12 protein-coding genes are annotated in these 22,265 nt (G+C 41.2%); 4 read left to right on the plus strand and 8 right to left on the minus strand.

What is annotated here, in order from left to right; genetic code table 11:
- The first annotated feature begins 136 nt into the window (after positions 1-136).
- On the plus strand, positions 137-1,165 hold the full coding sequence (locus RM049_RS06600; RefSeq protein ID WP_322703599.1) for an Npun_R2821/Npun_R2822 family protein: 1,029 nt from the start codon (positions 137-139) through the stop codon (positions 1,163-1,165).
- Between the two features lie 66 nt (positions 1,166-1,231).
- Positions 1,232-2,179: a glycosyltransferase family 2 protein gene (locus RM049_RS06605; RefSeq protein ID WP_322703600.1), complete on the plus strand. Its 948-nt coding sequence runs from the start codon at positions 1,232-1,234 to the stop codon at positions 2,177-2,179.
- Positions 2,180-2,205: 26 nt separating this feature from the next.
- Here RM049_RS06605 and RM049_RS06610 read toward each other — a convergent pair whose 3' ends face one another.
- Together RM049_RS06610 and RM049_RS06615 are read right to left on the minus strand one after the other, a co-directional pair.
- Positions 2,206-2,949 carry a Rho termination factor N-terminal domain-containing protein gene (locus tag RM049_RS06610; protein ID WP_322703601.1) on the minus strand — a complete coding sequence of 248 codons (744 nt, stop codon included), beginning with the start codon at positions 2,947-2,949 and terminating at the stop codon, positions 2,206-2,208.
- Between the two features lie 4 nt (positions 2,950-2,953).
- Positions 2,954-4,459: an AAA family ATPase gene (locus RM049_RS06615; protein ID WP_322703602.1), complete on the minus strand. Its 1,506-nt coding sequence runs from the start codon at positions 4,457-4,459 to the stop codon at positions 2,954-2,956.
- 113 nt (positions 4,460-4,572) lie between these two features.
- Between RM049_RS06615 and RM049_RS06620 the strand changes: the two genes are divergently transcribed.
- Positions 4,573-4,944: a zinc ribbon domain-containing protein gene (locus RM049_RS06620; RefSeq protein ID WP_322682681.1), complete on the plus strand. Its 372-nt coding sequence runs from the start codon at positions 4,573-4,575 to the stop codon at positions 4,942-4,944.
- A gap of 397 nt (positions 4,945-5,341) precedes the next feature.
- Here the strand turns inward: RM049_RS06620 and RM049_RS06625 are convergent, their stop codons facing one another.
- The 5 genes from RM049_RS06625 to purD form a co-directional block, all read right to left on the minus strand.
- The gene (locus RM049_RS06625; RefSeq protein WP_322703603.1) at positions 5,342-10,138 is read right to left on the minus strand and encodes a non-ribosomal peptide synthetase; all 4,797 of its coding nucleotides are present in this window, start codon (positions 10,136-10,138) and stop codon (positions 5,342-5,344) included.
- 229 nt (positions 10,139-10,367) lie between these two features.
- The gene (locus RM049_RS06630) at positions 10,368-15,809 is read right to left on the minus strand and encodes an AAA family ATPase (RefSeq protein ID WP_322703604.1); all 5,442 of its coding nucleotides are present in this window, start codon (positions 15,807-15,809) and stop codon (positions 10,368-10,370) included.
- 398 nt (positions 15,810-16,207) lie between these two features.
- Complete coding sequence (gene nblS / locus RM049_RS06635) at positions 16,208-18,154, minus strand: two-component system sensor histidine kinase NblS (RefSeq protein WP_322688322.1); 1,947 nt, start codon at positions 18,152-18,154, stop codon at positions 16,208-16,210.
- Between the two features lie 311 nt (positions 18,155-18,465).
- Complete coding sequence (locus tag RM049_RS06640) at positions 18,466-18,810, minus strand: XisI protein (RefSeq protein ID WP_322673042.1); 345 nt, start codon at positions 18,808-18,810, stop codon at positions 18,466-18,468.
- Positions 18,803-20,083, minus strand: a complete 1,281-nt coding sequence (purD, locus tag RM049_RS06645) for a phosphoribosylamine--glycine ligase (RefSeq protein ID WP_322703605.1) — start codon at positions 20,081-20,083, stop codon at positions 18,803-18,805. The genes RM049_RS06640 and purD overlap by 8 nt, the downstream gene beginning before the upstream one ends.
- A 552-nt stretch (positions 20,084-20,635) precedes the next feature.
- On the opposite strand from purD, the gene RM049_RS06650 reads away from it, so the two are divergent.
- Entirely contained in the window at positions 20,636-21,595 is a 960-nt protein-coding gene (locus tag RM049_RS06650; protein ID WP_322703606.1) for an NAD-dependent epimerase/dehydratase family protein, read from the plus strand.
- Between the two features lie 33 nt (positions 21,596-21,628).
- Here the strand turns inward: RM049_RS06650 and RM049_RS06655 are convergent, their stop codons facing one another.
- Positions 21,629-22,000 (minus strand): hypothetical protein, encoded by a 372-nt coding sequence (locus tag RM049_RS06655; protein ID WP_322699731.1) that lies wholly within the window; start codon positions 21,998-22,000, stop codon positions 21,629-21,631.
- Between the last annotated feature and the right edge of the window lie 265 nt (positions 22,001-22,265).

Below are 22,265 nucleotides of genomic sequence, written 5' to 3' on the forward strand. Positions count from 1 at the left end.
AAGATGTGTAGAAATAACCCCACTACCTGCGGCGCTTCCCGCGAGTTTGGGAAGGTTGGAAGGGGTCTAAATGATGTGCAGCTTCACAGAGAATTGGCTTTACTCAGTAAATCAAAAATCAAAAGAATTTATTACAATGGATAATTTTGGAATTTACACACTTGCTAATGACGTAGTATTTGACCAACTAGTAGCTTTGCTAAACAGCATTGAGGTAAATGTTAGTCCAGATATTCCAATTTGTATTATTCCCTATGATGACCGCTTAAAACGAGTTAAACAGGAGATAGATTCTCGACCAAATGTCACCTTGTTTGACAAGAAAAGCTCGATCAAAAAATGGGAGGATTTTGCCGTTCAAGTTTGGAACGCTTATCCAAGAAATGGTCGAAAAAATAAACCTTCTATCGAATGGAATAAAAAAAATAATTTAATCCGAAAAATGTGTGCTTTTGATGGTGAGTTTGAAAGATTTGTATTTTATGATGCTGATAGTTTGGCAATGAATAAGTTGGATAAGGTTTTAGAAAAACTAGACCAATACGACTTTGTGTTTGATGACTGGGAACACACAAAACAAACTTCAGTTGCAGCTTTCGACTTGCCGAAGTTAGAACAAAAAATGTCTTTGCCTGAATCTGAAATCAGACGAGAAATCCACTGTTCTAGTTTTTTTGGTTCCAAAAAGGGTATTTTAGGCGCTGAAGAATTAAAAATACTCAAAAAGCGATTGATAGAAGATAAAGAAGTCGAATTGATTAATGAAATCGCTTGGTGGTGTGACGCAGATTTATTTAGTTACATGACTTTTAGAATTGCTCGACCACTATTTAACTTTACACTCAGTCCCAATGGTGAAGATAGAACTGGTAACTGTGCTAATGCAAATCCATTTGTGAATATTGATAATGTTCTTTACAACCAACAGGGATTAAAACCAATTCATCGTCTTCACTATATGGGCTATTCTGCTATTGGATTTGCCCGCTTGTGTAAAGGTGAAGATGTTGATATCCGTTACAAAAATGAATTTTTGCACTATCGCTTTCTGAAGCAACCAGAGCAGAAACCGAAGCGATTGAAGCCACCTACCATAGCGGCTAGAAGCAATCGATTTATCAAAAAAGTTTGGAATAAAATTAATCAAACTATTTCCTACACCTAGCTTTTGCCCAGCCTTGCTCATTAAGCGTTTAGTTTAGTGAGCAATGTCCACTATCATCTTGCAAAAATGCCTAAAGTTAGTGTTTCCATTCCCACGTTTAATCGAGTTAATTTACTGCCTTTCGCAATTGACAGTGTACTCAATCAGTCTGAGCAAGACTTTGAGCTAATTATTTGTGATGACGGTTCTAGCGATCGCACACCCGAATTGATGTCACAATACACTGAAGATCGGATAAAATATATCCGTCATCAGCAAAATATTGGTAAAAGTAATAATATGCGCTCTGGCTTTGATGCTGCCAGTGGTGAATATTTTATTAAATTTGATGATGACGACCGACTAACACCCGATTTTCTGGCAAGTACATCAGCTATTCTTGCTCAAGACTCTAGCATTGATTTTGTTGGTACAGACCATTGGATAATTGATATTAACAATGTCCGGGATGAGGCAAAAACTCAAGAAAATTCTCATCGCTGGGGTAGGAAGAATTTACCAGCAGGTGTTGTAAATAATTTGTTAGAAGTCGTATTTATTCAGCAAAGCTTTCAAGTTGGGGCGACATTATTTCGCCGTAAAACCTTGCAAGAATTAGGATATATGCAGCCAAATCTGCAAAATTGCGAGGATAATGATTTATTTGTGCGTCTAGCTTTGGCTGGAAAAAAGGGCTATTACTTACCAGAATTATTGATGGAATATCGCTACCATGCAGAACAGCAAGGTATTAATCGAGCCATTCCTTATTTATTTGATAAAATTCAGTATTTAGAAAGTTATAAGTTTGAGTCTGAAAAATTAGAGAAAGTCAGGAAAAATCGTTTAACTGAAACGCAATTATTATTAGGTTTGCGTTTAATTGAAAAGGGTGAAACGCAAAAAGGCAGAGAGCTAGTTTTAGGGGGACAGTCTTTTTCGACTGCTAAAGCTTGGACTGGTTTAGCTTTATCGTTATTACCAGTTGGGTGGCGAGGTAAGGCGTTTAATGCACTGCGACAAATGCAGGGTTAAACTATGGAAATCATGATATGACCCAGTTAGTCTCCATGACTTTTATCAGCTTTTTCAAGAGCATTGAGAATATCAGTCTTTGTCATCCGTGTTGTTATTTTAATCCCTTGTTTTCTTGCAATTTCTTGTAGTTGGTCTTTTTTCATGCTATACAATGGCTTGCTTGGAACTTCTTCAATAATCTTTTTAACAGCTTCTGTAAATTGCTGAACTAACTGAATATCAATATTTGTTTGCTTATTTGGACTCTCCTCCAATTTTTTAACCGATGTACTAAGTTGCTCAATCTTTTTGTTAAGCGTTTCTACTTCAAGAAATAATTTATTAAGCTGCTTAAGTATTTTTGTAGTTGATTCTGTGTCTTCAGAAACTGATGGTAATACTACAGCGATAGAATCCGAGGAATCTGAAAAACTCAGCAATTGCTGCATTTCTTCTTTAGCAGCAGCAGCTTGCACATCGGTCATATCAAATACCCAAACCCAGAGTTTCTCAATGTCAAGTTCTTTAGCAACTAAACACCAATCAGCACCATAAACAACTTCGTACTCCTCTTCTTCACTGTATGCCTCAGTACGGCGCACAATCAGAGGAATTAAATTAGTACCTTGTTGAGTAAGGCTGTTCCTTAAGTATTCGCGTTTTTCAAAAGGAACTTCTACAGTTTCAGATTCTGGTACAGCAATTTGAAAAGTGTAAACTTGTCCGTGGGAAATTGATTTGATACGTAAATATTCAACAATGCGATCGCGACGTTCTGCGCTATTCATTTTCCTACTCCTTTTCCTTGGTAACAGAAATCAATTGTTTAGCTAGTTTTATATAGCAGTTAAAAGCATCCTGTGCAGCTTCTTTATCTTTAGAAGTTAATTCTTTATCAAATTCTGCGAAGCAAATTGGATACCCTTTATTAGGCGTAGTTGAAACTATGCTCAGGCTTGGAATCCATGTTTCTTGGGGAAATAATTCTATATTTTTACTTTCTGGATTCTTGGATAGAATATCAAAAATTTGCTGAGTCATAGCTAAAGCAACCTTATTTGCGGCTCTATTGTACATACTTACTGCTATTCCTAAAATTGGCAGTGGTTCATCTTTGGATTCATCAAGTGCAATGGCTCTTGAAATCACGTACTCTAATGCTCGGATAGGATAAGGAGCTAACTGGGTAGGAATTAATACTCCAGAGGAAGCCATGAGCGAAATAGTATTAGCTTTACCAAATGATGGTGGTGGGTCAATTAAAATATAATCATATTGATTTCGATATTTGTTAAGCTTCTTGGCTAGTACGCGATCAATATCCGGTGTATTAATTAACGTAGCTTCCATATAACTCAAACGAATGTGAGATGGAACAATATCTAGTTCAACATTATCCCAGTTCTTATGAATAATCGTTTCTTCTAAGCTAGTTCTTGGCTCAGTCAATAGATGGGTAATATCTTTTTTACCTAGCTTTTCAACGTCATCTAAAGGATCTATTCCTAATCCCATTGTCAGATTAGCTTGAGCGTCAATATCAATCAGCAGCACTCGTTTACCTAGCTTGTTGAGAGCAGCAGCAAGGTTGATAGTTGTTGTAGTTTTACCTACTCCTCCTTTGTTATTAAATACAGTAATAATCATTGATTTACGTTCCTCCTTAGTTTCTGAAACTAAAATCTTTTCTGCACTTGTTTGCTGTGTTGAAATGGGAGAAGTTTTACCTTTGTTGAATAAGCCCAACATATCTTCTTGTTGCACCTCTTTTGAGATTAAATTTAAAAACTGTAATCGAATATTTTGTTGATTTTTATACAAAGTAGAAGTAAAGTTTAAATAAGTTTTTTTGGATAAAATTTTGTAAAATGACCTATATTTATAAATAAGTGTGGTTTGGGAATACTCTACAATAGTTGTAATTTTTTTATCATAGTTATAAAGTATACGAAAGTCATAGCCATTGGTTAACAGACCGATAACAGACCCAGTGTGACGCATGTAATTATTAATTTGCCAAACGCTGTGGGCAATGTTTTTACTGGGTGCTTTAACTTCAATAATTAAATAGGCTGGTTTTATTAAAGCGGAATCTGGTTGACCCACTAGGAAATCAAGCTTAGATTGTAGAATTACAACTTGAGATTGCCAATCGGCATTGCTATAACCAAGTATGTGCAAGAGGGGAACTACTACCTTTTGCTCTACATCAGATTCGTTACTATTTGGAGCGATCGCTTGAAAAATGTTTTGCAGTGTCGAGCCATAGTCAGCAATCATACTAGCACCGAGAGGCATCCAACTTTACAATTGTATCCGCTAATTTCTCCCTTGTAAAAATTTTTGCCTCTGTTGCTCGTAAAATCCAAGAATGGCTAGAATCAAAGTGTTTACCTATTTGCGCTAAAGTTTTGGCTACTGTATCTTGTCCCCACTGCCATCAACTTGTTGATAGTCAAGCTATTAGTTGTCCCTATTGTCGGACTACACTCAAAGCTTACGGTCATCCCGGTATTCCATTGCACCGCGCCGCTGGGGATGGGTATCTGTGCGACACTTGCACCTATCACGCTGATGATACTTGCAATTTTCCTAAACGTCCCTACGCCAAAGACTGTACCCTCTACCAAAATATTGAAGAGACAAAGTTAGAGTTGGAACAGCAGCGTTACACTAAGAGTTTTGCTGTAACTGTGAAAAGTTGGGTAAAACGCAATCAGGCTTTGCTGTTACTTTTGGGTTTATTATTGATCTGTTTGTTGTTCGTGATATTAAGGTCTTGATTTGGGTTCTCTGGGGAGTTAAGAATACAACGCTTCTGTGTTGAGTCTAATACAGAACTAAAGAGGGGAGCATCTCACTTTTGCAAAAGTAAGATTCTCCCCTTTTACACGATGTGCCTTTAACAGTTGACCATCATCGGCACCAAATACAGTGTCACTATCGCTTTGAACCACTAACCCACAATCATCAGTCGTATGCCTTGGCATACTTTGATGCTCTTGGATAATAAAGTAGCGTTTTTCAGCAGCAATACCAAATAAAAACTTGAGTGTACAAAAATTCTGGTCTGCCAGCCAAACATTGTCTTCTTCAATAGTAAGTAAATCATACTATGCACTCCAGAATTACTGAAGAAAGTTGAAGGAGATGTTAAGCTGAAAATTATAGCGCGAACATTTACTCCTGTCTTAAAGGTGGTGAATTTAAGAAACCACTACTAACGAAATATGAAAAGTATTTATCAAATAGTTTAACATCCATTGGCGGACAAACAATTGCAGAATCTGCCAATCCAGTGAGAGTATTTTGATAGTCATAATCAACTGTATTTTGATACAACTCCATAATTGTCAAAGAATTTTGATAGACTTTTTCAGACATCATCGGTAAAAGCGGATGTAAAACATTTTCCTGAGAGTGCCTGAAATTTGCAATTAGCTCATCTTTCCACTGAGTATATGGTAACTTCTTGAGTTGATATCCATAAGAACAAATAAACTCAAAAAGCTTGATAAGTCCAATATTTTCGTCTGGTGGGGGTACTATATGGAAAGCTTTTCCTAGAGATTCTTGCTTTTTGGATAAATGGACAATTGCTCTGCTGGCGTAATCCACAGGAAGCAATTCTTCTTTTTGATCTATGAGTTCTGGATAACTACCAAGCTGTATGCATCCTTTAATAACTCTAGGCACAAAAGAATCTTTTGTATGAGCAATACCTGTAGCGCTATGTCCCATAAGAAATCCTGTTCTGAAGACGCTAACAGGTATTCCTCTAGACTTGGCAACCCATACAAGATTTTCAGCTACCCATTTGGTTTGAGCATAGCCAAGATCCAGAGCAACATAGTCTTTACAAGACTCGATGTTGTCATCTTCGTAAACTACTTTTTGTCCTGTAAAATGGCTGATTGCACCAAAAACAGCAATGGTAGAAATGTAATGCATTGGTTTAATTTTGCCCATACAAGCTAATCTGAGAACTTCTTGAGTTCCGAGAACATTGGATGCCTTAATTACAGAGTATGGTTTAGCAAAATTGACTTGGGCTGCACTGTGATAAATGGTATCAATTTGCAGACCCAGTTTTTCAAACTGTTCAATAGGAAGACCCAAGTATGGCTGTTCTAAGTCTCCCGGAATCGCAATCACATGAGAGCTAAATTTTGGGTGATGAAGGGAATATTTTTCTAGGTTTTGTTGAATCTTTTTCAACCCTTCATGCTCGTTTTGGGAGCGTACCAGGCAGTATATTTTTGCTTGAGTTTGATGTAATAGTTCATCAAGTAAAAAAGCCCCCAAAAAGCCTGTAGCTCCTGTGAGAAAAACATGACGCAATTCATCGACCTGAGCAACAGACCTTCCTTGGGCATTAATGGCGGGATCGAGTACTACCTCAGATTTGAGATCGATCGCACTGGTTAGAGTAAAAACGCCATCTCGACGCACTGTCTCTATTACCTGAGCCAGCGCTTCTATAGTGGATTTCTCAAACAAGCTTTTTAGGGGTAAATCTACTTGAAAGGTTTCTTTTACATAAAAAATCAACTGAGATGCTAGCAGGGAATTACCACCAAGCTCAAAGAAATTATCCTGAATCCCAACTTCTGCGATCGCCAAAACTCGGCTCCAAATTTCAGCCATTTGTGACTCAATCAAGGTACGAGGTGCGACAAATGCTGCTTCTAAATCGCTTCTACCCATTTCTGGCTCTGGTAGACTGCGAATATCTATATTGCCGTTGGATATCCGCTTAGTTTGCCGATCGTTAGAGAATGTTAACAGGGGTAAGTTGGAAATTGTCTGGTCTGGGTTAGAGACAATACTCTGTAATAGAGTAGAAAAATTTTCCACCATCAGAGCGATCGTCTCAGCTTTAAATAGGTCAGTATTATATTCCAAGTTGCCCGATATCCCTGCTGCTGTCTCGCGCAGTTCGAGGTATAGATCGAACTTGGATGTCCCGTTATCAATTTCCAGACGGTTCATTGTCAATCCGGGAACAGTCAGCTTAGGCGTTGGGGTATTCTGAAGATTAAACATCACTGAAATCAGTGGATTTTGGTTCAAGCCTCGCTCGATCTGTAGAGCATCAACTAGCTTCTCAAACGGTAGGTCTTGGTGAGTATAACCCGATAGAGCTACTTCTCGGACTCGACCTAACAACTGCCGGAAACTTGGGGAGTCAGACAAGTTCGTTCGCAATACCAAAGTATTGAGCAAAAACCCAATTAGCCCTTCTAATTCAGAACGGTGGCGATCGCTAATCGGAGCACCTACTAAAATGTCTTCTTGCCCTGTGTAGCGAAATAGGAGTGTCTGGAATGCTGCCAACAAGGTCATAAACAAGGTAGTACCTTCTTGGCGCGAGAGAACATTGAGGGCATCGGTTAGAGATTTGGGGATAACGACCGATTGACGCGCCCCCTGATATGTTGGCTCTAATGGTCGTGGATAATCGGTGGGCAATTCTAATATAGGTAGACTGCCACTCAAATGTTGCTGCCAATAAGCAAGCTTATTATCTAAAATTTCACCTTGTAGCCACTGCCGTTGCCAAGCTGCAAAATCAGCATACTGAATAGCTAAATCAGGAAGGGGCGAAGGGTTGCCAGTGGAGAAAGCTTGATAGAGGGCTGACAGTTCCTCGAACAAAAGATTTAAAGACCAATCATCACAAAGAATGTGGTGTAGGTTGAGGAGGAATATATGTTCCTCTGAACTCAATTGCAGCAATGTTGTTCGCAGCAATGGCCCTTGAGCTAAATCGAAAGGACGTTGGGCTTCTTTAAGTACGATCTGGTGGACTTGAGATTCTTGCTCGTCTGGAGACAGCCCTTGGAGATTCACCACTAAGAGTTTGATGGGAAAAGTTGAGTGAATAACCTGTATGGGTTGTCCGTTCAAACTGGAATATGTAGTCCGCAGGACTTCATGACGTTTGATAATTTCATTCAAGCTCTGCTCTAATATTGTGGCGTTGAGTACACCTCTGAGGCGAAAGGCTTCGGGAACATTGTAAAAAGCATGATTGGGTACTAACTGGTCAAGAAACCACAACCGTTGTTGCCCAAAGGAAAGCGGTAAATCGCCATCGCGCCCAATGGATTGTATTGGCACAGAACATCCTATGTCTTCCTGTTGTGCTTGTCTAATGCTTTCAGCTATTTTAGAGATGGTGGGCGCTTCAAAGAAATGCCGCATTGGTAACTCAACTTGAAAGATATCGCGGATACGGCAGAGGATCTGAAAGGCTAGTAAGGAATGTCCTCCCAACGCTAAGAAATTGTCATGAACGCCAATGTTTTTTAGACCCAATACAGTAGACCAAATTTCTGCTACTCGTTCCTCAATAGGAGTGCGAGGAGCAACAAACTTCTCATTTGCATTCAAAGTTTGAACGGGTGCTGGGAGTGCCTTACGATCGACTTTTCCGTTAGCTGTTAAGGGTAAAGCACTCAATTGCACAAAGCGAGAAGGGATCATGTAGTCGGGCAATTTCTGTTTGACAAAACGGCGTAAATTACCAACATTCGTGTCTGATGATTCGGGCTTGAGAACTACGTAAGCTACTAGGCGTTGGTCGCCAGGGGAAAATTCTTTAGCAATCACTACAACTTCTTGCACATCAGGATGTTGCCACAGTGCAGTTTCAATATCTCCTAGTTCAATCCGGAAGCCACGAATCTTTACTTGTTGGTCAATGCGCCCAATATACTCAATGTTGCCTTCTGGTAAGTAACGAGCTAAATCCCCAGTTTTATATAATTTTGAATTATTGAAGGGGCTGGGGATAAATCGCTGATCTGTCAGTTCTGGACGGTTGAGATAGCCTCTAGCTAGTCCCTCGCCGCCAATGTATAGTTCTCCAGGAACACCTGTAGGTACTATCTGCATTTGCTCGTCTAACAAAAGACAGTATGTGTTGGTTATCGGACGACCGATAGTCACACTGCTATCACCTTTGTTAACTAGGGCAAATGTGGAATAGGTCGTATCTTCTGTAGGGCCGTATAGATTAAAGACTTTTTGAATATTGTCCAACGTATATATCTGCTGCACCAAACGATTTTGTAGAGGTTCGCCGGCTAAGTTAACGATGCGAACAGAAGCGGGTATACCTTGAATTCTGAGTAACTCTGCGATCGCAGATGGCACTGTATTGATGAGAGTGACTTGTTGAGCGGCAAGTAAGTTAGGTAAATACAAGGCATTCTCTGCCAAAATCACCTTACCACCACAACTGAGGGGAACAAATATTTCAAAAACTGAGAGATCGAAACAAATAGATGTTGCGGCCAGCACTCCAGCTAGATCCTCGGTTGTAAAAACTTCTCTTGCCCAATGCAACAGAGCGACTGTGCTGTGATGTTCAATAGCTACCCCTTTCGGTTTACCAGTGGAACCGGAGGTGTAAATGACATAAGACAGGTTTTTATCTGTCGCTAGACAGGTTAAATTCTCCTGACTTTGTTGAATAATTACCTCTTTATCGCTATCTAGACAAACTATATGGGCCTGATGCTCTGGAAGCTTTGAAAGTAAATTTTGTTGTGTCAGCAGTATCGATAACTGTGAGTCTTCTAGCATTAAAGCTAGGCGCTCTGAGGGATAGGCTGGATCTAAGGGGACATAAGCTCCGCCTGCTTTGAGGATGGCTAATAGTCCAACAATCATTTCTAGCGATCGCTCCAGGCAAATGCCAACTAAAACCTCTGGTTTGACATTCAAGGTCTGTAGATAGTGCGCTAGTTGATTAGCTCGCTGGTTAAGTTCTTGATAAGAAACTTGTTTGTCTTCAAAAATGACCGCAATTTGCTCAGGTGTTTTTTCTACTTGATATTCAAACAACTGATGGATGCATATATCATTTACGTAAACTGCTGGATTTTCTTGCCATTCCAGAAGCAGCTGGTCTACTTCTATCTTGGGTAGACTGAGGTCTTGTTGAGAACTTTCAGTAGAATTTTTCATGAAAAAGTAGTAATTTTTGATACTACTACTTTATTCTCCAATACTTAAATTGGCTAGTCACAATGAAAAGTTTCTACTTGGTATGAGTTTAGAGTAATGAAAGCAGAGTGGGCATTTCGTAAGAATTACAGCAGATTGCAACAGGTGTGAGGTACAGACGATCTTAAGGGCACAGCAATGCTGTGCCCCTACGTGTGTACTTCATTTACCTGAAAAACGCTGTAATTGTTCAATAGATAGGGAGAACAATCTCAAATTCAGTTCCCTCAGGGGGCTGAGAACGCACAGTTAAAGTACCACGATGTTGTTGGATAATAGAGTAACTAACAAATAACCCCAAACCTTGACCGCGACCAACGGGCTTTGTGGTAAAAAACGGTTCAAAAATCCGCTCTTGCAGACTTACAGGAATCGTACTATCTGTATTGGCGATCGCAATTCGTAACCATTCACGATCTATTACTCCAGTACGAATCCGAATTTCTGGGTGTTGGCTGCTTTGGGGATTATCTCGAATCGCATCAATGGCATTGTTAATCAGATTTAGGAAGACTTGATTCAACTGGCTAGGATAGCAAGTCACCAGAGGTAGATTGCCATACTCCTTAATGACACGCACTTCGGGTTGATTTTCAGAAGCTTGTAAGCGATGTTGCAAAATTAACAGCGTACTTTCAATCCCACTGTGTAAATCTACAGCTTTGATTTCGGCTTCATCTAAGCGAGCAAAGTTGCGTAAACTCTGGACAATTTTGCTGATGCGATCGCTACCAATCTTCATAGATTCTAAGGTTTTATTAGCATCTTTAAACATAAAATCAAGCTCAATTTCTTCCTTCATCGCTTGAATAGCTGGATTAGGTTGGGGATATTCCTGCTGATAAAGTATCAGCAAACGCATCATATCTTGAATGTAATTTTCTGTATGGGTGAGATTTCCCTTAATAAAATTAACTGGATTGTTAATTTCGTGAGCAATACCAGCTACCAATTGACCCAAGGATGACATTTTTTCGCTATGAATTAATTGTCCTTGAGTTTGCTGCAATTTTTTCAAGGTCTGCTCTAAATCTTGGGCTTTTTGGTTGAGAGCTTGGGTTTTGTGTTCTACCTCTGCTTCTAGGGTGTAAGAATAGTTTTCGGTTTGTTGATACAGACGGGCATTTTCCATAGAGATAGCGGCTTGACTAGTTAGGAGTTGGAGAATCTCGATGCGATCGCTAGTAAAAGCGCCTAAAGTTAAGTTGTTCTCCAGATACAAAATGCCGATGAGTTTTCCTTGGCGACTAATGGGAGTACATAAAACTGATTTGGGCTGGTGAGTGAGAATGTAGCGATCGCTGGCAAATTGCACTGCTGTACTCAAGTCTTCAAACACAGCCGTCTCTTGAGTTCTTGCTACTGCATAAATCAAACTTTGAGGAATTTCTGAGTATTGCTCCAGGGGAATTTCTAAGGTTTTTACCAGTTCTCGATCGGCTTGAGCTACAACTAACCATTGTTCCTCTTGGCGAAGAACCAAATGACCGATTTGGGCGCCAGCATTGGCGATCGCGATCTGCATCAAAGTTGCCAACAGTTTCTCTAATTCAATTTCTTGAGAGATGGCTTGTGCGGCTTTCATCACCGCTTGTAAATCTAAGTATAAATTTTGGTTGCTAGAACTTTTAGTTACACTTCTCATCAAAGTTAAGGGGATGGTTGTCGTAGATGTGATGCCAATATTAGGCGATTGGAGAATGGCTGTTAGTAGTTGCGGATATTGTTCTTCTAAATGGGCAACTTTCGCCTTTGCACCCCAATGGGCGTAGCAGTAGTAGGCTTGTTGCATATAGTCTGCGGCTAGCTTCTCTTTGCCGCAAGCTAGGTAGAATTTGGCAGCTAGCTCATTGCTGAGTGCTTCTTCTTGGATGTAGTTGTTTTCTTTTGCCCCCTGAATGGCTTTTTTATAGTAGGTCATTGCGTCTAAATGACCCAAAATTTTTGCCCGCTCTGCTTCAACTAAATCGTATTTGTGTTGATGATTGGCAGGAGCGTGAAACGCCCACTGACTCATCATTTTCTGGTTTTCTGCAACTTTTTCTAGTGCCGATTGTTGCTCTGCTTCATTGCCATTTGAACAGGTAGCCAAAAGAGCGAGGGAGTAATAGAAATTATGTTCGGCAAACTGCAAGAAGCCAACCATGTTTCCCAGGTATTTTTCGGCTTCTTGAGCATGGATAAGTGCCTGCTGATAGTCCTCAAAGATGAACAGAAGAATGGTCTTTGCCAGATGGAGCAGGAACAAGAGAGTTCCGTTTTGAGTTTCAATTAAAATCGGCAGCATTTTTTGCTCGTCGAAACTCTCTCCAACTAGTATTAAGGGATTTTCTGCTGCTCCCATCAAATTCAACACCAGCTGACGACAAATCTGGCTGAAATAAATTTGATATTCTTGTTTGAATTTCAACAACAGATCGATGTATTTTTGCTGTTGCTGATTTACCTGCTCCAGTGCTTCACCGATGAAGAAAAGATAGTTACAGTAGGAGGCGGCGTTGTAGCAGGCATACTCTACATCACCCATTTCTAATCCAACCTGAATAGCTTCACGTAAAGGAGCGATCGTTTTCCGAGCGGGTTCTTGCCAGTGCCGCACAAACACATCAAAAATGTTAACCACTTTTGCATACAATTTCCTGTCGTTGAAGCGCTCCAGCAATTTTAATCCTAATTGTCCAAACCGATAGCCTTTTTCAATTCCGGTTGGGGTACCACATAAAACCAGGCCATAGAAAGTGTAGCCAAATGCCGAAAATGCCGAATTGCCAAATTGAATCGATAGGTTCACTAGTGTGTAAGCAATCGGTGGTAACAAATCTGGTTTAGCATTCAGGCTGGGAGTGACCATTGCGATCGCAATTCGCATGGCTGCTAACTTGTGCGGATCGACCATCTCTGGAAGGTTAATTAAATCCTCGATCGCTAACTCCTGTGGAGGTTCTTTAAACAGCGGTTCGCCCAAAAATTCCAGCACTTGCAGACAGATGTCGATTGCTGCCAGCATTTGATTCTGAGCAATGTAGAAATAGATTTTGATTTCATACATCTTCACCTTTTGCAGCAAATCCTGGGCGTGCTGAAGAACAATTTCTGAAAGTCGTTCTGCCTGCTCGAAATGGGCAGTCAGGTACTCAATTTCAGCCGCTTCTGTATAAAGGGCAAGGGTGAGGTCGTAACGATCTGACCAACCGTTTTCTGGGAGCGCTGCCAGCCCTGCTGTGAAGTATTTATTTGCCATTTCATAGGCGGTTGCTGCCTTGGCTTTTTGTCCTGCAAGCAGGTTCAGTTGAGCTAGATCCAATTCTTGCAGCCTGGAGATTTCGTCACCATTTTGTGCATTCAACAATCCAGGAGAACTTTTTTGAGATGTCAATCTCAGACCGTAGTTCAATTGATTGACAATTTCAAAAATTTTCCCTTCTCGCTCTGCTTCCGGCGTATTTGCCCACAGTTGTTGTCCGATTTGGAAGTGGATAGACTGTTTTCGATCTTCTGGAATCAGACCATAGGCAGTTTGTTGGACGCGATCGTGCAAAAATTTATAAGGAACGACAATCTCACCACCGCGATCGATATGGTCTGAGTTATTTGATTGGAAGAACTTGTAGGTTTCGCTAATGGGGAGAATCAGCCCTTCTTGTAACGCCGTCCATAGGTTAGTCGCTATATCAATAAGTGATTTTTCAGAGACCATTGCCAAGGTCTTCAAATCAAATTGGTTGCCAATACAAGCCGCCAGTTTCAAAAGCTCCTGTGTATCCACCGGAAGTTTCTGTAACTGCAATGCCATGAACTCTACCACTCCATCGGTCAATGCCAACTGCCGCACCGAAGCCAGATCGCATTGCCAGTAACCCAGTTCTGGCTGGAATTGAATGCAACCCTCTTCGTGTAGTGCTTTGAGAAACTGCGTTGTAAAAAAGGGATTCCCTTTGGTTTTCTGATATACCAATTGCGTCAGGGGTTGAGCCAGTTCATGGGGACAACTTAAGGTGTCTGCGACCAATTGATTCACCGTTATTTCGGACAAGGGTTGCAGGGCAATGGTATTGACGGTAGCTTGGGCTTGCTGAATCTGTTCCAGCGTTAGTATCAAGGGATGAGTCGGAAAAACTTCATTATCTCGATAAGCACCCAGAATGAGTAAATATCCAGAATTGGCTTCACCGATCAATAATTGCAGTAAATTCAGAGATGCCGAGTCTGCCCATTGCAAGTCATCTAGAAACATCACTAGCGGATGCTCAGGGGTGGTGAAAACCTCGATAAATTTCTGAAATAGCAAATTAAAACGATTTTGGGCAGCATTACCAGATAGTTCTGGGACTGGCGGCTGTTGACCGATAATTCGCTCTAGTTCCGGGATCACATCAACAATTGCTTGTCCGTTTTCACCTACAGCAGCCAAAATTTTCGCTTTCCACGCCGCCAATTGGACATTACTCTCACTCAGCAGTTGTCCCATCAGATCGCGAAAGGCTTGCATAAAGCCACTAAACGGAATATTACGCTGGAACTGATCGTACTTGCCTTTGATGAAGTAACCGCGTTGTCTGACAATCGGTTTATGGACTTCATTGATCGCCACAGTTTTACCAATCCCGGAAAATCCTGCTACTAGCATCATTTCTGAACTGCCATTAGCGACACGCTCAAAAGCTTTGAGCAAGGTTGTAACTTCTGTGTTTCGCCCATAGAGTTTTTCGGGGATAATGAAGCGATCGCACACATCCCGTTGTCCCAAGACAAAGGTTTCTATTCTACCCGTTGCTTTCCATTGATTGAGACAGCATTCTAAGTCATATTTCAAACCCAAGGCGCTCTGATACCGATCTTCGGCATTTTTCGCCATTAACTTCAATACTATCTCTGAGAGGATCGCGGGAATTTCTGGATTAATACTGTGTGGAGCGAGTGGCAGCTTGGCTAAATGACAGTGTACTAACTCCATCGGATCGTTGGATTGAAAGGGTAATTGTCCAGTCAAAAGTTCGTACAATGTCACCCCTAAAGCATAGAAATCACTGCGGTAATCAATGCCGCGATTCATTCGTCCGGTTTGCTCTGGGGAAAGATAGGCAAGGGTTCCTTCTAAGACATTCGGATTTTGGATTTCCTGGGTTTCGCGGGGGAGGAGGGAGGCAATGCTGAAGTCAATCAGCTTAACTTGTTGTGATTCTGGATGAATCAGAATGTTGGCGGGTTTGATATCTTTGTGGATGACTCGATGCTGGCAGACTTCATGGAGAATATCAGCAATTTGTCGGGCTATTTCTAAAAATTCCCCTAAAGATAGGGAATAATTTTGGGTATAATCCCGTAGGGAAATGCCGCCAAAGTCTTCCATTACTAAGGCATAGCTGTTAGCGTATGCTTCTAGGCTCAATGGATGGATTATGCCAGGAATGTTGAGATTTTTGGTAATTGCATACTCGTTACGAAACTGTAATAACTCGTTAAAGTTAGGGTAGTCTTGCCGTAATAGTTTAATCACCACCGGACGCTGACTTGACTCCTGCACTGCTCGATAAACTATTGTCTGAGAACCTGCATATAGCTGCTTAACAATGGCATAACCAGGGATATACGGCAATGGATTTGAATCGGGGATTGCTGCCAGCGTCGTCATAGGGTCAAGTTAAAATTTTGAGAAGAAGTTGATAATTTTAATATTTCCCAAGAATTTGGCAGAATAAACATTCCGTAACTTGTATACATAATTAATTGAGCCACAATTAGGCAAAATTCAATGCTGCTTGCACCAAGATTGTCAATGACAGTTATATCAACAACTATGCGAACAGTTAGTGTAGTATTTCTAGATTCAAAGGAGAGCAATGCGATTTTGTGAGACGATCCACCTAGAGAGCGATCGCTAATCAACTCTTATGTATAAATTGAATAAAGTGTGGCAATTTCTTCAAAAGCTTCATCCAAAATTGCCACTATCAGGAATGGTCAAAAATAACAAACCATACTCAATCCTTAATCTTCAGGTTGTGATGATTTTGGATGCTTCTGCAATTTTCAAACTGTGGTAATTTTGGATGTTTCCGCAATAGCTTCAACTTGTATCAACGGCGCTTTTTCTTCAAATATGGCTAAGTCAAACCAAAAAGTGGTGCCAATGCCGACTTCACTCACTAGATGGACTTTACTACGATGTCTGTCGATGATATTTCTAACAATCGATAAACCTAAACCCGTACCTTCTAGGGTGTGAACTCGGTTTTCTACGCGGAAAAAGCGCTCAAAAATTGAGTGTTGATCTTCTGTGGCGATGCCAATTCCAGTATCGGAAATTTCAATCCGCACTGGTACAGATTCGGTGTGACTGGGGTTGAAATCTAGTTGGTAGGCGCGGATTGCTACTTTACCACCGGCTTTGGTGAATTTAAGCGCATTACCAATCAGGTTGCCAAACACTTGTACTAATAGATCGTAATTACCTAATACTAGCGGCAAATTAGGGGCAACTTCCTGAACAAGTTCAACACCTTTATCTTTGGCATTGAGTTGGTAAGTACGCAGGGTTTGCTCGATCGCTTGGGCTAAATCTACGCCATCAAAGCTGTAGTTGCGACCAGATTCGAGTTTTGATAAATCCAAAACATCGTTAACTAGGCGGGTGAGGCGATCGGTTTCATGGTTGACTGTTTGCAGAAACTCTTGCCGTTCTTGTAAAGCCAAGTCTTCGCCGTAGTCGTGCAGGGTTTCAATATAAGTTTTAATGTTAAATAGAGGCGTTCGCAGTTCGTGAGAAACGTTGCTGATAAATTGACTTTTTGCCTCGTTTAGTTCGACTTCACGGGTTATATCTTGAATAGTAATCGCAATACCTTTGATGCTTTCTCTTTGCAGGTTGAGTACTGTAGTCAAAAGAATGCGGATCGTCCGTGGGGTGGGTTGGTTAATAAAAATTCGGAATTCGGCGCTTTCGCATTCGCCTACTGCCATTTCGTACAAGGGACGGGTGATTTCGATTTGTACTGATGCTGGCAAGTGATGCAAGACATTGCAACCGACTACATTAGCGGCTTCCCAGCCAAAAATTCGCTCTGCTGTGGGGTTGACTAAAATCACCTGCATGTTGTTGTCAATCAACACAGCACCATCTGCGATCGTGGAAACTAAAGTTTCTAGCTTGGCTTTTTCTGCGGTTAGTTCTTCAATGTTCTGTTCTTCATAGCGCTCTAATCGCTCTGCCATCTCATTAAAGCTGAAAATTAATTCTCCTAGTTCGCCGCCTAAAGGTAAATTAATCCGCTGCTTAAAATTCCCGGTAGCAATTTGCTTTACCCCCACCAGTAGTTCTTTAATCGGCTTGGTGATGGTCAAAGCGTTAATCACTCCTGCCAAAATCACCATTACCCAAATTGTGATAAAAACGGCAATGGTGACATCGCGGGTAAAATTGGTAGAGATAACAGCGGTTTGATTGGGGTTGAACCCGATCGCTAATACACCTAAGTATTTTTTATTGACAATCAGGGGAATAAATACATCGGTGACTGTCCCATCTGGGGTTGTGTGTTGCCGCACCATCGGCTTGTCCCCATCACCAGGGTAATCTTCTGGCAGTTGTATCCGCCGTTTAATGGTAAGAGAATTTTCTACCTCGGCTTCCCAAAAAGGAATGCCAAAAAAGATTTCCCCGTTTTCATCGGCATAAAGCATATAACGCACGCTAGAGGTGCTGCTATAGAAACGTTGGGAAAATCGGGCAACCTCCGTGAGATTATTGTCCGCAACCAGGGGGGCAACGTTGGCAGCAAGCAGCAGCCCCAAATCACGACCAAAGCGGGTATCATTCATCTGCGCATCCTGCTGGATTGTATTTACAGCCCAGAAGGTTAAACCACTCATCACCAACGAAACTACCATTGTGGCCACAGCCAGCAGTTTAGTTTGGAGAGTGAACTCCGACCACCAACTTGCGATCGCATCTCGAATTGATTTGAACAGACTTAGCATCTTAAATAAAGTTGTTAGTAGTCTTTGTTATAAAGCCCAACAACTTAAAAATTAACAGTTAATTTGACAAATATGTTAGGGAAATGGGGAATGAGGCATCCCTTCTCTGCGAGACGCTACGCGAACGGCTTCGCTCAGGGCAAGTGGGCATTGAGCAAAACAGTTCCAAGTTCCAAGTAACATAAGTGAGATTACCAATTCAGCACTGGCTCAACGCCCTGCACTCAGCACTCCTGAAGGGTATTAGGCATTAGTTTAACTTTCTCTCTCCTGTTTTCCTCAAACCCCAACAACTAAAAAATTAGCGATCGCTAGGATGCTACTGCAAAATCTGTGTACTGCCGCATTTTAGGCTCATGGAATGCCAAAACTATATCTTCTTTGGCAACACCTGCACCAACTAGGTCAGTTGCGATTCCATCTTCAGTCCAATCTTCCTCAATCCAGAATTTGCCATCTCGAATCCGAACGTAGACAGTCATACCAGTAATGCGTTCGCCATTTTGCCAACCAAGGTTCATCCAAATATAGTGACCCTTTGGCTCATCGATAATTAAGAATCTTTCGATGTCTCGGTTAGAACGACGGTTGCATAGTTCTACGTACTCAGTAAGGATACGCTTAATTATCTGGGGATACTCAGTTAATTTATCCATTAACCACTTTATGCCCTATATCTTTTCGGTAATACATCCTTTGAAACTGAATATGTTTGATACTAGCGTAGGCTTGAGCGATCGCTTGCTCAAAATTTTCTCCAATTCCGGTCACATTTAATACTCGACCCCCGTCTGTGACTATTTCTTGTTGCTGGTTCAATTTCGTACCTGCATGAAATACAGTTGCTCCTGCTGCTTCTGCCTCCTCAATGCCAGTAATCACCTGCCCCTTTTGATATTCTCCTGGATAACCACCGGAAGCGGCAACCACAGTCGCAGATGCTCCCCCTTTCCAAGCAATGGGCGGCAATTCACTTAAGCGCTGCTGTACGCAAGCTAGAATCAATTCTTCTAGGGGTGTTTCTAACAGTGGTAAAATCACCTGGGTTTCGGGATCGCCAAAGCGACAGTTAAATTCCAAAACCTTCAAATCGCCATCGGGTGCAATCATTAACCCAGCATACAGCACGCCTCGGTAATCAATGCCTTTAGCTCTTAAGGTGGCGATCGCTTTTTCTAATACTTCTGTTTGAATGCGTGCCATCAACTCTGGTGTAGCGATGGGTGCGGGGCTGTATGCTCCCATCCCGCCAGTATTTTCGCCTGTATCGCCGTCACCAATCCGCTTATGATCTTGCGCTGGTAACAAGGGTCTAATTGTTAACCCATCAGTCAATGCTAAAACTGATACTTCTTGCCCAATCAAACATTCTTCAATGACGACAAACCCACCAGCACTGCCAAATTGCCCTTGAAAAATTGCATCAATGGCACTTTCTGCTTGTGTAACTGTTTCAGCCACCGTTACACCCTTACCAGCCGCCAAGCCATCAGCTTTAACAACAATGGGCGCTCCCTGAGATTTGACGTAAGATTTTGCTGCCGCAGCTTCCGTAAATACCGCAGCCCGTGCCGTTGGAATTCCTGCTTCTTGCATCAGGGCTTTTGCCCAAGCTTTACTCGCTTCAATTTGCGCTCCGGCTCTGACTGGGCCAAATACCATCAATCCTTTGTTTTGGAGGTAATCTGTGATTCCCTTAGATAGGGGAACTTCTGGGCCAACTATTACCAGAGTTATGCCATGTTCTAGAGCATATCGGCTCATTCCCTCAAAATCGTCTACTGCTAAGGGCAAGTTCTGGCAACGTTCCATACTTGCCGTCCCCCCATTCCCTGGTACACAGATAACTTGCTCAATTTGCTTAGATTGCAACAGTTTCCACGCCAGAGCGTGTTCGCGCCCTCCATTACCAACGACTAAAACTTTCACTGATTTCCTCGTGCGTCCCTTGCAAAATGAGAATACCTTAACTGCTCTCGCGGATCAATTTTTTCATCAATTTTCACACTTGTGCAAGTTTCTGATGATTTAGTATACCTCTTGTAAAAGTCCCCTAAAATTCCACTCCCCTTAATTCCCCCGATATATTGAGCTACGGTGTACACACAAACCCTGGATTTACCCCCCTTAGTCCCCCCTTATAAAGGGGGGAAATAAGAAATCTTGTTCCCTCCCCTTTACAAGGGGAGGGTTAGGGTGGGGTAAAACCTTGGGTTTTTCAGCTATTTTAGTTATTGAATTCCAACTGCATTTATTTTAAAAATTAAATTTCACTAATTAGTAAAATTTTAATTTTTATTATTAGTAATTACTAAATCAAGTTTATCACACATTTTCAGCATAAATATATTAGTTTAATTATCTTTTATGCTGATATCATTCAACCTGTTTATCAAATAATCTTCAATTAATAACCGATTTTTGATTATAATTATTAACCTGTGAATATCGCGGTTAATCAGGATAGAAAAAATCGGCAACATGGCTAAAATTATCGTTACTGGAGTCGCAGGCTTTATTGGTTCTCATCTTGCAGAAACATTGCTACAACAAGGAAACGAAGTAATCGGGATTGATGAATTTAATGATTATTACGATCCGATGTTAAAGCGAAACAATGTTGCACACTTGTATCGTTTACCTAGTTTTGCATTAATTGAAGGAGATATGCAGTTTTTAGATTGGCAGAAACTTCTAAAAGATGTTGATGTAGTTTACCATCAAGCGGCACAAGCAGGAGTCAGAGCAAGTTGGGGTAAAGCTTTTCGAGGCTATACAGAACGAAATGTTAACGCTACACAAGTTTTGCTGGAAGCAGCTAAGGATGCTAAACACTTAAAAAGGTTAGTGTTTGCCTCTTCATCTAGTGTATATGGTGATGCAGAAACATTACCTACCCACGAGAGAATTTGTCCTCAACCGGTTTCTCCTTACGGCATTACGAAGCTAGCAGCAGAGTTTTTGTGTGAACTGTATTACAAAAACTTTGGTGTACCTTGTGTGACATTGCGCTATTTCACAGTTTATGGCCCCAAACAGCGCCCAGATATGGCATTTCATAAGTTTTTTCAATCCATTTTGCGCGATGAGGCGATTCCTATTTACGGCGATGGCCAGCAAACGCGGGAGTTTACGTTTGTTAGTGATATTGTCGCCGCTAATTTAGCCGCCGCTACCGCAGCCGAAGCAGTGGGAGAAATCTTTAATATCGGTGGTGGGAGCAGGGTGGTTTTAGCAGAAGTTTTAAATACGATTGAAGAAATTGTTGGAAAGTCAATCAAAAGAAACCACATTGAAAAAGCGATGGGAGACGCGCGCCACACGGCTGCTGATGTATCTAAAGCACAGAAAATTCTCGGATATCAACCGCAAGTCTCTCTAAAAGAGGGTTTGACGCAGGAATGGGAGTGGGTGAAATCTTTGTATTCCCTATCTTCCTAATTTTCCTTATTCTCTTTATCCCTTAGCTAGTAGTCAAACAACACCTTGGCGCACAGCACGCTTGCGTAGGCGTAGCCCGTCGTAGACATCGCTTTTACGAGTACCCCCAGCCATCTGATACTCATGGCTATTATTACCATATTTATGAGCAACACCACGCAAAATTTTCTCAGAATAGTCTGCTAAATCCTGTTCATTTTCGACGAGCTGGGTTAGTAAGACATCAATAGTAGAGAGGGTGGTATTGTATGCTTCTAGAGATTGCCGCACCATTTCGATTTTTTCAGTGTAATCTTTGACTGTTAACCCCTCTCCAACATCGAGAGTTTGACTAATAGATTTAACGCTTGCTAGACGTAGTTCAGCTTTGCCAAGAGTACGTGAATTGCGTTTTCGCCTTCCCATAATTAATACTCATTTTCTCAATTTCTTATAACTCTATAGTGGACAATTATTGAAAAGGTTGTCATACGTGGAATTGTTGATTTTTCTGAAAAAGCCCAAAATTTATTTTCTTTATACTAATTCGTAATTACTAATTCTGAATTACCAATTACGAATTGACATAACATCAAAGCGGAAGTTGCTACAGCTTGCGCAAAACACGGAAACGTGAAAGCGGAAGTTGCTACAGCTTGCGCAAAACACGGAAACGTGAAAGCGGAAGTTG

It is taken from the genome of Nostoc sp. DedQUE04, from assembly GCF_034530995.1.
In the GTDB taxonomy this organism is placed as follows: Bacteria; Cyanobacteriota; Cyanobacteriia; order Cyanobacteriales; family Nostocaceae; genus Nostoc.

What these genes read in the sequence shown, in the direction of transcription:
- RM049_RS06600 (WP_322703599.1), top strand. Translation starts at nt 137, where the DNA reads ATGGATAATTTTGGAATTTACACACTTGCTAATGACGTAGTATTTGAC.
- RM049_RS06605 (WP_322703600.1), top strand. Translation starts at nt 1,232, where the DNA reads ATGCCTAAAGTTAGTGTTTCCATTCCCACGTTTAATCGAGTTAATTTA.
- RM049_RS06610 (WP_322703601.1), bottom strand. Translation starts at nt 2,949, where the DNA reads ATGAATAGCGCAGAACGTCGCGATCGCATTGTTGAATATTTACGTATC.
- RM049_RS06615 (WP_322703602.1), bottom strand. Translation starts at nt 4,459, where the DNA reads ATGCCTCTCGGTGCTAGTATGATTGCTGACTATGGCTCGACACTGCAA.
- RM049_RS06625 (WP_322703603.1), bottom strand. Translation starts at nt 10,138, where the DNA reads ATGAAAAATTCTACTGAAAGTTCTCAACAAGACCTCAGTCTACCCAAG.
- RM049_RS06630 (WP_322703604.1), bottom strand. Translation starts at nt 15,809, where the DNA reads ATGACGACGCTGGCAGCAATCCCCGATTCAAATCCATTGCCGTATATC.
- nblS (WP_322688322.1), bottom strand. Translation starts at nt 18,154, where the DNA reads ATGCTAAGTCTGTTCAAATCAATTCGAGATGCGATCGCAAGTTGGTGG.
- RM049_RS06640 (WP_322673042.1), bottom strand. Translation starts at nt 18,810, where the DNA reads ATGGATAAATTAACTGAGTATCCCCAGATAATTAAGCGTATCCTTACT.
- RM049_RS06650 (WP_322703606.1), top strand. Translation starts at nt 20,636, where the DNA reads ATGGCTAAAATTATCGTTACTGGAGTCGCAGGCTTTATTGGTTCTCAT.
- RM049_RS06655 (WP_322699731.1), bottom strand. Translation starts at nt 22,000, where the DNA reads ATGGGAAGGCGAAAACGCAATTCACGTACTCTTGGCAAAGCTGAACTA.